The 13670-nt window shown below is 63.4% G+C and carries 12 protein-coding genes and 1 pseudogene; 2 read left to right on the forward strand and 11 right to left on the reverse strand.

Going from position 1 to position 13670, the window contains the following annotated elements; genetic code table 11:
* Positions 1–121: 121 nt before the first annotated feature.
* The 10 genes from ACOYQJ_RS22095 to ACOYQJ_RS22140 form a co-directional block, all read right to left on the reverse strand.
* Positions 122–1366: a saccharopine dehydrogenase family protein gene (locus tag ACOYQJ_RS22095; protein WP_422908131.1), complete on the reverse strand. Its 1245-nt coding sequence runs from the start codon at positions 1364–1366 to the stop codon at positions 122–124.
* A 52-nt stretch (positions 1367–1418) separates the two neighbouring features.
* Positions 1419–2510, reverse strand: a complete 1092-nt coding sequence (locus ACOYQJ_RS22100) for a carboxynorspermidine decarboxylase (protein ID WP_422908144.1) — start codon at positions 2508–2510, stop codon at positions 1419–1421.
* Between the two features lie 319 nt (positions 2511–2829).
* Entirely contained in the window at positions 2830–4125 is a 1296-nt protein-coding gene (locus tag ACOYQJ_RS22105; RefSeq protein WP_422908132.1) for a TRAP transporter large permease, read from the reverse strand.
* Positions 4122–4610, reverse strand: a complete 489-nt coding sequence (locus ACOYQJ_RS22110; RefSeq protein ID WP_422908133.1) for a TRAP transporter small permease subunit — start codon at positions 4608–4610, stop codon at positions 4122–4124. Before ACOYQJ_RS22110 ends, ACOYQJ_RS22105 begins: the two co-directional genes overlap by 4 nt.
* A gap of 51 nt (positions 4611–4661) precedes the next feature.
* Positions 4662–5657, reverse strand: a complete 996-nt coding sequence (locus tag ACOYQJ_RS22115; protein ID WP_422908134.1) for a TRAP transporter substrate-binding protein — start codon at positions 5655–5657, stop codon at positions 4662–4664.
* A gap of 20 nt (positions 5658–5677) precedes the next feature.
* Positions 5678–6865 carry a CaiB/BaiF CoA transferase family protein gene (locus ACOYQJ_RS22120; RefSeq protein ID WP_422908135.1) on the reverse strand — a complete coding sequence of 396 codons (1188 nt, stop codon included), beginning with the start codon at positions 6863–6865 and terminating at the stop codon, positions 5678–5680.
* A complete protein-coding gene (locus ACOYQJ_RS22125) occupies positions 6862–7848 on the reverse strand; it encodes a CoA transferase (RefSeq protein WP_422908136.1) in 987 nt (328 codons plus the stop codon). The genes ACOYQJ_RS22120 and ACOYQJ_RS22125 overlap by 4 nt, the downstream gene beginning before the upstream one ends.
* Entirely contained in the window at positions 7845–8954 is a 1110-nt protein-coding gene (locus ACOYQJ_RS22130; protein WP_422908137.1) for a CaiB/BaiF CoA transferase family protein, read from the reverse strand. The genes ACOYQJ_RS22125 and ACOYQJ_RS22130 overlap by 4 nt, the downstream gene beginning before the upstream one ends.
* Positions 8951–10195: a 2-hydroxyacyl-CoA dehydratase gene (locus ACOYQJ_RS22135; RefSeq protein WP_422908138.1), complete on the reverse strand. Its 1245-nt coding sequence runs from the start codon at positions 10193–10195 to the stop codon at positions 8951–8953. The genes ACOYQJ_RS22130 and ACOYQJ_RS22135 overlap by 4 nt, the downstream gene beginning before the upstream one ends.
* On the reverse strand, positions 10192–11253 hold the full coding sequence (locus ACOYQJ_RS22140) for a 2-hydroxyacyl-CoA dehydratase family protein (RefSeq protein WP_422908139.1): 1062 nt from the start codon (positions 11251–11253) through the stop codon (positions 10192–10194). Before ACOYQJ_RS22140 ends, ACOYQJ_RS22135 begins: the two co-directional genes overlap by 4 nt.
* Positions 11254–11386: 133 nt before the next feature.
* Here ACOYQJ_RS22140 and ACOYQJ_RS22145 point away from each other — a divergent pair, with 133 nt between their 5' ends.
* Both ACOYQJ_RS22145 and ACOYQJ_RS22150 read left to right on the forward strand, forming a co-directional pair.
* Positions 11387–11878 (forward strand): MarR family winged helix-turn-helix transcriptional regulator, encoded by a 492-nt coding sequence (locus ACOYQJ_RS22145; protein WP_422908140.1) that lies wholly within the window; start codon positions 11387–11389, stop codon positions 11876–11878.
* A gap of 83 nt (positions 11879–11961) precedes the next feature.
* Entirely contained in the window at positions 11962–13119 is a 1158-nt protein-coding gene (locus ACOYQJ_RS22150; protein ID WP_422908141.1) for a CaiB/BaiF CoA transferase family protein, read from the forward strand.
* A 150-nt stretch (positions 13120–13269) separates the two neighbouring features.
* On the opposite strand, the pseudogene ACOYQJ_RS22155 reads toward ACOYQJ_RS22150, so the two are convergent.
* Positions 13270–13557, reverse strand: a pseudogene (locus ACOYQJ_RS22155) (phage tail tape measure protein); the annotation flags it as partial.
* Between the last annotated feature and the right edge of the window lie 113 nt (positions 13558–13670).

Here is a 13670-nt window from a genome sequence, read left to right on the forward strand (position 1 = left end):
GGCCGGTTTTGGCCGATAATCTGCGTCAGATGGCGCGTTCCTGGCCAAGTCCTGGCCGGGTCCGCGGTGAACAAGGGCGGCACGGACATGCGCCGCCCCGTTGGGTTTGACTGGCCTGAGCCTAGGCGTTCCATGCCTTGTCGGTGCCGCCAAGGCCGCCGATTTGAACGCGCGTCGGCAGGCCGATGTCATCCAGGATCGTGAAAAAGGGTTTGGGGTCCAGTTCTTCCACGTTCTTCATGGTGCCTGCGTCCCATTCGCCGCTGGCCACCAGCATGGCAGCCGCCACGGGCGGAACACCCGCAGTATACGAAATGCCCTGGCTGCCCACCTCTTCATACGCTTCCTTATGATCCGCGACGTTGTAAACGAACATCTCGAACGGCGCGCCATCCTTGGTGCCTTTGACCAGATCACCGATGCAGGTCTTGCCGGTGTAATTGGGCGCAAGGCTGGAAGGATCGGGCAGGCAGGCCTTGACCACCTTGAGCGGAATCACCTCTTGGCCTTCGGCGGTGGTGACGGGCTGTTCGGACAGAAGCCCGATGTTTTTCAGCACGGTAAAGACGTTGATGTAGTGATCGCCAAATCCCATCCAGAACCGCACATCAGCCTGCGGATAGTTGGTGGCCAGCGAATGCACCTCGTCATGGCCGGACTGATAGGCCTGGCTTGGGCCAACAACCGGCAGATCCCAGACCTTACCGCTTTCGAACATCGACAGTTCTTTCCACTGCTGGTCTTCCCAGTAGTAAACGGTGCCGGTGAATTCGCGGAAGTTGATTTCCGGATCAAAGTTGGTGGCAAAATACTTGCCGTGCGAGCCGGCGTTGATATCGACGATATCGATCGATTTGACCTCGTCCATCTGATCGATGGCATAACGGGCATAGGCATTGACCACACCGGGATCAAAGCCCGCGCCAAGGATCGCGGTGATGCCCTTTTCGGCGCAGAGATCGCGCTTTTTCCATTCGTAGTTGGCATACCACGGCGGTGTTTCGCAAATCTTGTCGGGCTCTTCGTGGATCGCGGTGTCGATATAGGCCGCGCCTGCCTCGATGCAGCCGTCCAACACGTGCATGTTCACAAAGGCGGTGCCGACGTTGATGACGATCTGGCAGCCGGTGTCGCGGATCAACTGCGCCACCGCGGCGCTGTCTGTCGCGTCCAGTTGATGCGCCTTCAGAACGCCCTCCTGTTTCATCGCGCCCTTTTCGCGGACCGACTCAAGGATCGCTTCGCATTTCGAAAGCGTCCGGCTGGCGATATGGATATCTCCCAGCACATCGTTATTTTGCGCGCATTTATGCGCCACGACCTGAGCGACGCCGCCTGCGCCGATGATAAGAACGTTCTTTTTCAACGTTTGGGACCTCCTGAGGGTTTCTCCGTTGTGATGCCCGAAGGCAAAGGTTTCACGACAATGCAGCCGAGAAATCGTCATAGGTGAAGTCGCGCACCATGCGCACTGTGCCGTCCAGTTCGCGGACCGCGATGGCAGGCATCTTCACGCCGTTAAACCAGTTCTTCTTGACCATGGTATAGCCTGCTGCGTCCTGAATGGACAGTCGGTCGCCCGGTTTCAGCGGAGCAGGAAAGCGGAACTCGCCAAAGATATCGCCCGCGAGGCAGGATTTCCCGCAGACCATCCACTCCTGATCGCCGCTTTCCTGCATCTTCGCGCTTTCGCGGTAGATCAGCAGATCCAGCATATGCGCCTCGATCGAACTATCGACGATGGCAAGGTTCTTGCCATTGAACAGCGTGTCCAGCACCGTGACTTCCAGCGTGGTGGACTTGGTGATCGCCGCTTCGCCGGGTTCGAGGTAGACCTGCACCTCGTTCGTCCCGGCAAAGCGTTTAAGCCGCTCGGCCAGCTTGTCCAGGGGATAGTCTTCGCCGGTAAAGTGAATACCGCCGCCAAGGCTGATCCAGTCCATACGGCGGATCAGGTGGCCAAAGCGTTGCTCGATCATGCCGAGCATCGCGTCAAACCGTTCGAAATCCGCGTTCTCGCAGTTGTTGTGGAACATGAACCCGCTGATCAGGTCGACAACTGGTTCTATGTCCTCGGGGGCGTGTTCGCCCAGCCGCGAAAAGGGACGTGCCGGGTCGGCCAGATCAAAGCCGCTGGTTGATACGCCCGGATTGACCCGCAGCCCGCGCGTATGGCCACGGCTGACCTCTTCAAAGCGGCGCAACTGGTTCGCGGTGTTGAAAATCACCTTGTCCGAACTGGCCAGCACTTCGTCGATCTCATCCGGCGCCCATGCAACGGAATAGGCATGGGTTTCGCCAGGAAACTTCTCGCGCCCCAGTTTGACCTCGAACAGCGAGGAAGAGGTGGTGCCGTCCATATAGTCGCTCATGAAGTCAAAGACCGACCATGTGGCGAAACATTTCAGCGCCAGAAGCGCCTTTGCGCCCGAGTGTTCGCGCAGCCAGGCGATCTTTTCCATGTTCGGCAACAACTGGGACTTGTCGATCAGGTAATAGGGCGTTTGCATCAGGTTCGGGCCTCGGAAGGGGATCACGTCGTGCAGGTCACCTAATCTGCCTGATGCCACAGGGCAATGCTTTGGTGATTTTCGGCAAAGCTCCGAAGGGCGATCCCGACCCGAAGATCGACGTGAAGACCCTGCACGCAAAGATCGGAGACAGGCAAGGTTTAGGTGAACCCAATGCACAGACGACGCTCACAGCGGGTCCCCAAGACGTAGCCGATCACCAGCATTAGATTATTGAGCTCAGGCTCGACGGGCGGCCAGCAAAGCGGGGCCTGCGACGTTGGGCTGCTCCATGTCCATGTCCCGAGCTGCGCAAAATTCAAAGGGAAGGAAGCCACAGCACGAGAATGGGAAATGTCAGAAGCAAAGCCACATGCAGGATGTCGGCCAGAACGAACGGTCCAGTGCCTCGGAAAATCGTGGTCAGGGGGATGTCCCTTGCAACACCGCTCAGGACGTAGACGTTCATCCCCACCGGTGGTGTGATCAAGGCGATTTCCGTCATCCGAACCACCAGCACCCCGAAGAGCACCGCGTCATAGCCAAGCCCGGTCACCAACGGGAAGAACAGCGGCACAGTCAAGGTCATCATTGCCGATGCATCGAGGATCATCCCGAGAAGCAGGTAGAGCATCAGGATGATCAGCAGCACCGCCAAAGGCGGCAGGTCGATGGCGCTGACCCATCCAATCAAGTTCAGCGGGATCGTGGTCACGGTGATGAAAGCGTTGAAGACGAGCGCGCCGAACAGGATGCCAAAGATCATCCCCGTGGTGCGCAGCGTATCGTAAACGGCCGTGCGCAGGGCGGTCAGACTCAGCTTGCCGCGGATGCCCGAGATGACCAATGCGCCGAACGCGCCCATGGCCCCAGCCTCGGTCGGTGTGAACCACCCCCAGAGGATGCCGCCCATCACAAAGACGAACAGCGCGATGACATCGCCCGTCTTGCGGAACCCCTGCCAGCGGTCGCCCCAGCCATAGCGCGGGCCTGCGGGGCCCGCAGCAGGGTTCATCTGGCACAGGATGGCGATCACCGCCATGTAGAACATCGCCAGCAGCACGCCGGGTATGATCCCCGCCGCGAACATGGCGCCAATGGAGGTCTCAGTCAGGATGCCGTAGATGATGAACATGCCGGACGGCGGGATCAGGCTGCCGATGGTGCCACCCGCCGCCACCGCACCGGACGCGAGCGACAGGGAATAGTTGTGCCGGCGCATTTCGGGCAGCGCCACAAGCCCCATCGTCGCCGTGGTCGCAAGGGAGGAGGCGTTGACCGAAGCGAAGCCCGCGGAGGCGCCGACAGTCGCCATGGCCAAGCCGCCGCGCCGATGGCCCAGCATCCGTGCGGCGAAATCGAAAAGGTCCTGACCGATGCCGCTGGCGAACAGCACATGGGCCATGAACAGGAACAAGGGCACGGTGCCGATGGCGTAGTTGGTGGCAAGGTCGAAGGCGATCACGCCCACCTTGATGATCGCGGCATGAAAGCTGATCAGCAGCCCGAAACCGATGACCCCAACGAGGCCCATCGCAAAACCGATCGGCATCCCGAAGGCGATGAACAGGAACATCGCGGTGATGCCGATGATACCGGCGAAGACCGGCGTCATGAGCGCGGCTCCCTGCCAGCAATAAGTTGCACCCCGCGCAGCACGCAGACCGCGATCAGCAGGCAGATGGCCGAAATCATAACCCAGCGGAACGGCGCGACAGGAATGGCGAGCAGCGGCGTGATCTCGCCCTGTCGCCCCCGCCGCAGCGCCTCTTCAACGCCGGCATAGGCGACGAAGATCCAGAAACCCGTGCCGGTCAGCAGCATCAATCCTTGTGAAACATCGGCCACGCGCGGGCGAAGGGACTGCACCAGCAACTCGACCTTCGTGTGGGCTCCATCCCACGCCGCAAAGGCCAGCGCCAGTGAAACGGTGGGGATCAGCAGCAGCTCGGCAAGCACGTAGGTGCCGGGAAAAGCGATGCCGATGGCACGGAAGGTCACCGTGACCACCGTCAACGCCATCAGAGCCAACAGAGACAGGACGCCCAGCGCCGCCGCGCCGCGCACGATCCAGCTCAGAAAAGTTTCAAGCGCCCGCATGTCTGCCTCCGTCGCAAGTAAAGGGGGCGCGGCTGCGCGCCCCGCCCCGGTTTACTGGCTATGCGCGGCGCGGATGGCGCTCAGCACTTCGCTCCCCGGCTTGCCCATGGCATCCAGGTCTTCCGCGACCGACTGGATCGCCGGTGCGAAGGCTTTGGAGTATTCTGCCACCACTTCGGGCGCCAAAGAGTTGAATTGCACGCCCTTCTCTTCGCCATAGGCGCGGCCCGCGGCTTCGGCCTCCTGCGCCAGTTCCAGCGTGCGCAGGCTGAGCCATTCTGTATTGTCGTCGAAGATCTTCTGGATGTCCTCGGGCAGGTTGGCCCAGACATCCCCGTTCACGGCGCGCGATGGATAGGCGCCGCGCGAATGCGGCAGCTCCGAATAGTAGCCGACCACTTCGGCAAAGCTGAGCGATTTCAGCGCCTCGTAAGGGGCGATCACCCCGTCGACCACACCCTTCTCAAGGGACGGGTAGGTTTCCGTCATCGGCATGGTGACACCCTCGGCACCGAAGGCCGCCAGCGGACCGATGAAATCCACTGCCGAGCGGATGCGCAGGCCCTGCAGGTCGTCCAGCGTCTCAACCGGCTTGTCGCGCAGCAGAATGTGCATCGGCGTGCCGACATTGTAGCCGACGACATGCACGCCGCTGAGCTCCTCGTCGAACACGGGATACGCCTCGACGAGGTCCATGTAGACGTCCAGAACCTTTTCAGGGTCGGTGTAGCCATAGAACATACCCGGCACGAGCCGGTTCATGTCATAGCCCGAACGCGCATAGATCGGCGCGATATAAGACATGTCGGCAACGCCCGCGGCAAGTTCGTCCACCCCTTCGCGCGACGTGATGAGCGAGCGGCCCCAGTAGGGCGTGATGTCGACACGGCCGCCCGATTGCTCTTCAATGCGGGCGATCCATTCGGCATCGGCAGCGCCGTATGGGTGCGACTCGGTATAGGGCGAGGCGTAGGTCAGGTTGAAATCCGCCGCCCATGCGGGCAGCGCGGCGAGGCAAAGCGTAACGATGGTCGTTGTTCGGATCATGGGTCTTCCTCCCTTGGGTTTTACGTGTTCGCCGGGGTTGATGGCCCGGTCTGGTGCGCCCTCAGCGCGTTTATTGCGGTGTCGTTCAGGCCGAGCTCGCGCAGGATCTCGGCGGTATGGGTGCCGGGCAGAACAGCGGCATGTGGAGCGGTGAACGCGCCAAGCCGGACCGGCGGCCCGGCCTGCGTCAGTCGGACTCCCTCGGAGGTTTCCAGCGAAATGACCATGCCACGGGCTTGGAAGTGCGGCTCCCGAAGCGCATCGGCCAGCTCGTTGACCGGGGCGAACTGTGTACCTGCCGCCGCCAGATGCGCCAACCAGTGGGCACGCGGTTGGCTGGCAAAGATGTCTTGCAGACCCTGCCGGATGTCCTGCCGTCGCGACGGGTCCAATTGCCACCCCGCATAGTCGGGCTTGCCCATTGCCGCGCAGAAGGTTGCCCAATAGCGCGGCTCCATATCTGTCGTGACCAGCCACTTGCCATCGGCACAGCGCCACAGCCCAAGGTCGGCCCGCCGCGCGCCGCGGGGCGGGATCTGCGCCGGATCTTCATAGCGGGCAATGAGGTTGGCCAGAAGCACCAGCGAACAGTCCGACATCGACACATCGACATGCTGCCCCTGCCCCGTCGCCCGCGCCTGCGTCACGGCGGCAAGCGTCGCAAAGGCCGCATGTGCCCCCGTGGCGATGTCGGCCGCCGCAAACCCGGGCAGACCGGGCGCGTCCGGATCTTCGCCCGTGCGGCTGAGCACCCCGGCAAGAGCCAGCGCCACCGGGTCGTGACCGGGCTTGTCACGCAGCGGGCCGGTTTGGCCGCAAAGCGTGAGCGACGTGTAGACAAGCGCCGGAGTCTCCGCCGCCAAGGTCTTGTACCCAAGTCCAAGACTGTCCAGAACACCGGGGCGGTAGTCCTCGACCACCACGTCGACCGTCGCGGCCAACCTGCGCAAGGCGTCCTGAGCCTCCTCTTCCCCCAGATCGAGACAGACGGACTTTTTCCCGCGTGCCAGCATGTCCCGCGCCCGTTGCCGCGCGCGCCCGGCCTCATCGAGCTTGTCCCAGCCGAAGACGCGCGCCTGTTTGGCCAGCTCGCGCGGGTGCTCGACGCGGATCACCTCTGCGCCTTGATCTGCCAGCAGCCATGTGCAGTACGGCCCCGGCAGGAGCCGCGAGAAATCCAGAACACGCAAGCCCTTCAACGCTGTCATGACGCCCGCCCCTCATGCACGGCAAAAAGCGGCCCCGGCAGGCCGTCGTCGTCAAAGACGCCGCGCGCGCGCATCTGCGGGCTGTCTGGCACCTCGGTCAGCTTGATGATCGGCGACAGGCCCCAGCCGTGCTCCAGCGACCAGTCTGCCAGTGTCTTGCGGTCATGACGGGCAAAGAATTCGGCGACGATCGCCTGCCAACGGTCGATCACATCCTGATCCGTGTCCGCCACGAGGATCGCATCCCAGTCGATCTCGGCAAGTTCCCCTGCCGCGCCCTCGGCCTGCATCACGCGCACAAGCGCACGCATCATGCCAGGGTTGTCGATCATCGACCATGTGACGAAGCCGTCCTTACAGGGCCAGATCTGCCGCACGCCCGAGGATCCGCGCACGAGCATGTTGCCCTGCCGCATACCGATCCGGCCCGTGTGTTCATACATCACCGCCTCGCGGTAATTGGCGAGCGCTGCGGATTGCAGCGCGGACAGCGTGATGCGCTGGCCCTTGCCGCTCGCGCGCCGCGCCCGTAGCCCCATCAGCGCCGCCGTCGCCGCCTGAATGCCGGTCAGCGCGTAGGCCTGTTCGCCCGGCAGGCGCAAAGGCGGGCGGTCCGGCTGGCCGGTGACGTGCATCAGCCCACTTTGCGCCATCAGGGTCAGATCCGTCACCGGGCGGTCACTGTCCGGAAAGCCGGTCACGACCACGTGGATCAGCTGCGGGTGCAGACTGGCCAGCGCATCCACCCCGCCTCGCGCATCGCTGCGGCGGTCGTCGAGCAGGATATCTGCGCTCTCCAGCAGATCAGCAAGCGGTGCGTCCGTGCGGCTCATTCCCTTGTGCCACGCGCGCTTCCGGGCATTGGTGAGCGGTGCGGCATCGGCCAGAAGCACGTCGGCCCCCAGCCGCGCCAGCATGGAGCCGCCGAAATCCACCAGGTGATCCGCCAGAACAACGACGCGGGTTCCCGCGAGCAATTTCATGCCAAGGCTCCCTTTGCCATGAGATCCGCGATCTCGTCTTCGGTCAGACCGATCTCGGCGAAGACCGCCGTATTGTCCGCACCAAGACAGGGCGCGGGACCGACCTGCCCCGGCGTTTCGCTGAAGCGATAGGGCGGTGCGGGCATCCTGGCAGTCCCGATCACCGGGTGATCCACCGCCACGAAATGCCTTGCTGACTCCAATGCAGGATGCTCGGACAGCCCCTTGCCATCAAGCACCGCAGCCGCCGGAACGCCGCGTTCGGTCAGTGAGGCCTCCAGCGCGCCAACCTCCCAGTCGGAGGTGTCGCCGTCGCCCAGCACCTCGGTCAGTGCAGCGCGTTGCGCGTCGTTCTCGCAGGCAATCGCGATCCACTGGCCGTCACAACAGGGGAACGACCCGTGCGGGTCCATCTGGGGATCGTCATTGGCAGGCTTGTCCGCCGGACGTTCGGCAAAAAGATCGCCCGCGACCTGCACCATCGCCTCGATCTGACTGACATCGACCCAGACGCCCTGCCCTGTCCGGTCGCGATGTTCCAGCGCAGAGAGAATCGCCACGGTCAGCATCATCGGCGCGACTACGTCGCCATAGGCAAAGGGCGGCATGTGCGGCTCGGTGCCCGGCCAGCCGGTCATGTCGCAATGTCCGGACCATGCCGCGGCCGAGTTGCCGTAGCCGCGAAACCCCGCCATCGGCCCGGTGCGCCCGGCGACCGATACGCTGGCGAGGATGATGCCCGGGCGGATGTCCTGCATCGTCTGCCAGTCCAGCCCAATCCGATCCATGTAGCCGGGCCCGAAGTTCTCGACCACCACATCGGCCCATGCGATCAGCCGTTTGGCCACCTCCACCCCGCGCGGATCGCCAAGGTTGATCGTCACGCTTTGCTTGGAGGTGTTGGTCTGGGCAAAAAACACAGACGCGTCAGGATTGCGCCGGTCCCCCCCGGCAAAGGGCGGAGACCGGCGCCCAAGGTCCAGCCGCCGCGCGCTTTCGATCTTGACCACGCGAGCGCCGTTGTCGGCGAGATCCTTGGTGGAACGCGGCCCGGCGCCCACCCAAGAAAAATCCGCGATCTTCAACCCGTCGAGCGCGCCCATCATGCCGCCTCCTGTTCCAGGGCCGCGCGCACGCGGGCCTCCATCGCGTCGCGGTCCCAAACGCGTGGGTCAACCATGTCAGAATGGATTTCGACGACACGGACGCCTGCCGCCCGCAGCGCCTCGCGCGCGAAATAGCTGCCGTAGCCCGAAAAGCGGTCATGTTCCGGCACGAGGATTACCGCGACGTCGATCCGCCAGCGCCGTGCCTCCTTGACCAACCATTCGTTGACCCATGGCGGCTGGTGCAACTGCTCGTTCATGGCCGAAACACGCGCCGCGAGCGCGCGCAGCGGGTCGCCATGGTCGGCGCGGATATAGCCATCGGCCGCGAAGGGCAGATACATCGACCAGCAAAAGACCGCGCCATGCGTTTCCTCGAAGGCGCGATAAAACGACGTGTCGAACCAAAGCCCCGCGCCGATCCACATCATGCGCAGGCTTTCGCCCTCGCAGACCCCCTCGCCCCGGTCGATCCGCCCCTTCACCTCGTCGCGGAAGGCGCGGACGTGGGACAGCGCCCAGTCCGAGCCGCGATGCCATTGCGGGATCATGACATTGGGCATCTGTTCGGCGATGCCGACGGGGCACCTGTCCGCTTTGGCGATCAGGTCTGCGACCTCGTCCAGCAGGCGTTCCTGCTCGTCGATGCGCGCCATATAGGCTGCAAATCCATCGACGTCGAAATCCCGCCCGGTCAGCCGTTCCAATGCGGCGATCAGGCCCTGCATCTCGGCCACCATCAGGTCGAGCCGCGCGGTGCCGTAAAGGTCTTCCCAGTCGCTGCGGGCGAGGACCCACCAATCCGGCGCGGGATCGGGCGTGGCCGGGGCGGACAGCAGGTGAAGCTCGGCCCCCGTCAGCTCTGCCCAGCGCTGGAAAATGCGCGGATGCTCGTCTGAACTGGCCCGCGCGCAGAGGATCGCGGGTGCAGGCAGCCCGCCCCAGGGCTGCCGGTCGAAATCGCCCGCCATTTGCGCGATCAGCGGCAGGCTGGAGTAGCGCGGCAGATGGGCATTAAAGCCGATCTCCTCCATCTTGTCGAAATAGTCGGGCGCCAGTTGCTTGGCCGCGATCACGGCGGACCACCACTGGTTCGTCACCATCGGCACGTCCATGAAATGAAACAACTCGTGCGGCGTGTCGGCGTTGACGAAGGCAAAAGGCGCGCCGTCCATGATCTGGCCGCGCAGGCCTTTGAGCCAGTCTCGCTGATAGCCGGTGGCGGCACTGGCGCAGGTCATGACAAGGTCTCGGCAATACGGGTTTTCGCGTCGTCTTGCCACGCGGGATCGGGGCGGAATGGCCGGAACCCAAGGTCAAGGAACCGCGCCCCTTGCGCCGCTGCGGCTTGTCGCAGCCCGGGCAGTTCCCAGCCAAAGCTGTCATCGTTGCGATCTACACTGGCAATGACCAGATCGGCTCCGGCGATGCCGTCATGCAGGGCCCGGGTGAAGCGCGCGGGCGGCCCGGCGCGGGGTGAAAGCGGATCTTCAGCGACTTCGGTCAGCAGGTCCGCCGCACGGCATGGCTGCTCTGTCAGGCGGCCGTAATCCTGCAAGTCGGCCACGACCTGTCCCAGCCCCTCGCAAAGCGCGTGCATCACCGGAATGTCGCAGGCGGTCCCGACCAGCGCGATCCTCGGCCCCTCACCTGCGGAGAGATCGGACAGTAGCGCGCCGTGAGCCTCCGGCGTCAGCCAACGCCCGGCATTGCGTGCAACGAAGGCATCCGGGCCGCCAGGCGGCAGCGCGTGCAGTGCGTCCATGCGGCGGCGCTCCGCTTTGACGGCCTCTGACAGACGGTTCGGGTCAAGCCCGGTGCCGAGAGTCTCGACAAGATGATCCGTCAGCCGCTCAAGCTCCGCCCGATTGAAGGCGGCGACTGGCGCAGTGTCGGTGTGCAACAGATTCCAAAGGTACATGCGCGGACCACGATCCGGCAGACGCCCCTGACGGCGCAACTCCAGAGCGTACTGGTAGGCCGCCAGTGCCGCAACATCGTCGCGCGCAAAGATAAGTGTGGCAAAGCGATCAAACGCTCCGGCGGCGAAGCGATGCAGGAAACTCGTGGCAAACGTATCGAGGAAAGGCTCGGCAATGGACTCGACGATAGGTGAACGCACAGCATCCCTGGCATCTGACAAGGGCGGCGCCTTGATATCGACAGCCAGACCGCCAAGGCTCGCAATCAGCGCGCGCGGCACACCCTCGCCAAAGGTTCCGACCAGTTCAACGCCATCTGTCTGCACACCATCGGCGCGCATGGCAAAGGCCTGCTGCAAATCTGCGTGAACCGGCACCGCGCCCTCCCTTGCGACAGATGTCCGTAGCTATGGTTCATCTTGGAAACCTTTTTGCCTGTCTGTCAACACCCGCGTTTGACAAGAGACATCCCGCGCCTTAGCGAAGAGCCGTCGCAACCCACGGAATCCAATGACGATACCCATCGACAAGCAGACCGGTCCGCAACTGGGTCACCTGTCAGAGGATATTTCCTTTGTCACACGGATATTGCGGTCCAAGATCCTGCTGCGGAACGCGCCCTTCTTCGCAAACCATCAGGCTGCGGCCGGTGAAGTGGCCGTACTGAACCTGATTGGCATCAACCCCGGTCTGACGCAGAAAGAACTGTCCCAGATGGTCGTGCTGCGCAAATCCGCCCTCACAAAACTGGTCAATGAACTGGAACGGGGCGGGCTGATCGAGCGCCGCAAGGAGGGGAGCGACAAGCGGCTGAACGCGCTTTACCTGACGGCCGAAGGTGAGTCCCGGCTCACTCGGCTGCGCCCCGACATGGCCCGATTGCAGGAAGACATGCTCGCACCGCTGTCCCCTGCCGAACGCGCCATCCTGTTCGAATTGCTGTGGCGCATCATCGACGAGGCCGACGCGCCCGAGGCCCGAGAACCTGATCAGCCGACTTGACAGGCTCCGCCATTCCGTTTCTTTTGGAAACCAATTTTGCGCGCGCCGAAATGGCGGCAGGCGCGTCACCGGGAGGGATCACGTTGGCACGACCGCTCGAAGGCATTCGGATTGCCGATTTCAGCCATGTCATCGCAGGCCCCCTCGCCACGCAATTTCTCAACCTGCTCGGGGCCGAGGTCATCAAGATCGAGCCGCCCGCGGGCGATCCGATGCGTTTCTACACCCGCGATCCGGCGCGCCTTGGGATGGCCGAACCCTTTGTCGGGGCCAATGCGGGCAAGAAATCGGTCGTCCTGGACCTGAAATCGGACGAAGGCCGCGACGCAGCACTTGCCCTGGTGGCAACGGCGGACGTGGTGATGGAAAACTTCAGGCCCGGTGTCGCCGACCGTCTTGGTCTGGGCGCGGATGGCCTGACAGGCAGGCATCCCGGGCTCATTTATTGCTCGGTCTCGGGCTTCGGACAGGATGGCCCGCTGCGAGACTTCCCGGCGATTGACCAGGTCATCCAGAGCGTGTCCGGCCTGATGCTGCTGTCGGGCCATGAAGGGGAGCCGGCGGAGCGCATCGGCTTTCCGCTGGTCGACACCTATTCGGCGTTGCTGGCGGCCTTCGCGGTCCTGTCCGCCGTGCTTCAGCGCGAACGCGACCCGGAGCGCCGCGGTCAGGTCATCGACGTGTCGATGCTGGACGCGACGATGGTGATGATGAGCTCGGTCGTGGTGCCGATGCTGCTGTCCGGGCAAACCCCGGTGCGCGCGGGCAATCGCGGCTTTTCCGGCGCGCCCACGGCGGACACCTTCCCGACGCGTGACGGCGAGATCACCATCGGTGCGGTGCAACAGGGTCAGGTGGCCCGGCTGTTTCGCACGCTTGGGTGTCCCGAGCTTCTGGAGGATGAACGCTTTGCCACGCCAGATACGCGAAACCAGAATGACACGGCGCTTCGGGCACTGCTCCTTGACCGCTTTGCCGCTCGCAGCGCGGAGGAATGGGAAACGGTCCTTGCAAAAGCAGGCGTTCCAGCCGGCAAGGTGCGCCGATTGGAGGACGCCTTGGACATGGAGCAATTGCAGAACCGCGACCTGTTCCTAGATCTGCCGGGTGGTGACCGCATTCTGAACGCCGGTTTCCGCTTCCAACGCGACGGACCAGGCATCGCACAGGGCGCTCCGGTATTGGGCGCCGATACGCAGACGGTGCTTGCACGCCTTTCGAACAAAACCCGCGCCGGCTAGGCCGTGTTGACAAACGGGGTTCACGCGACGCGTCGAGCGTGATTCAAGCTGGTGTCTACTATGGAGACATGGATCGGCGATGCCAACCGTGAGGGTGTCTTGAAGGCGATGCTGACGGACGATTTCAGAACGCATCACCAGAAGTTCAAGGGCATCGACACGACCGAGAATTTCATCAAGACGATCATTTCCAGCCAGCGGCAGCGCGATCAGCTCATTGGCGGAAAGGCCCAGCCGGTCCAGCGCGTCGGCGGCGGGACCAGTCCCGGCGGCCGCCTGGCTGAGCCTTCGCGTCAGATCCTTGGTCGCCTGTTCAATGCCGGACATGGAGACGCCGGCCAGTTCACCAGCGCGCTCGAGGGTCTGGATCGAGGCGACCGTGGTGCCGAGCGATTGCGCCAACTTGGCTTGCGCATCGACGGTCTGGAGCCCCGAGCGTGGAGTGCCCCCACTGAAGTGGTCCACCTTTTGGGGTAGAATTATCCCGTTTTCAGGAGGACGACGAGATGGCTGGCAAGCGAGAGAAGCCCGAGGATATCGTGCTGAAGCTG

Origin of the sequence: Pacificoceanicola algae (genome assembly GCF_049341065.1) — a bacterium.
In the GTDB taxonomy this organism is placed as follows: Bacteria; Pseudomonadota; Alphaproteobacteria; order Rhodobacterales; family Rhodobacteraceae; genus Pacificoceanicola.

Bases quoted from the DNA above. Each gene is read 5' to 3' on its own strand.
- ACOYQJ_RS22100 (WP_422908144.1), bottom strand. From the start codon at position 2,510: ATGCAAACGCCCTATTACCTGATCGACAAGTCCCAGTTGTTGCCGAAC.
- ACOYQJ_RS22105 (WP_422908132.1), bottom strand. From the start codon at position 4,125: ATGACGCCGGTCTTCGCCGGTATCATCGGCATCACCGCGATGTTCCTG.
- ACOYQJ_RS22110 (WP_422908133.1), bottom strand. From the start codon at position 4,610: ATGCGGGCGCTTGAAACTTTTCTGAGCTGGATCGTGCGCGGCGCGGCG.
- ACOYQJ_RS22115 (WP_422908134.1), bottom strand. From the start codon at position 5,657: ATGATCCGAACAACGACCATCGTTACGCTTTGCCTCGCCGCGCTGCCC.
- ACOYQJ_RS22120 (WP_422908135.1), bottom strand. From the start codon at position 6,865: ATGACAGCGTTGAAGGGCTTGCGTGTTCTGGATTTCTCGCGGCTCCTG.
- ACOYQJ_RS22125 (WP_422908136.1), bottom strand. From the start codon at position 7,848: ATGAAATTGCTCGCGGGAACCCGCGTCGTTGTTCTGGCGGATCACCTG.
- ACOYQJ_RS22130 (WP_422908137.1), bottom strand. From the start codon at position 8,954: ATGATGGGCGCGCTCGACGGGTTGAAGATCGCGGATTTTTCTTGGGTG.
- ACOYQJ_RS22135 (WP_422908138.1), bottom strand. From the start codon at position 10,195: ATGACCTGCGCCAGTGCCGCCACCGGCTATCAGCGAGACTGGCTCAAA.
- ACOYQJ_RS22145 (WP_422908140.1), top strand. From the start codon at position 11,387: ATGACGATACCCATCGACAAGCAGACCGGTCCGCAACTGGGTCACCTG.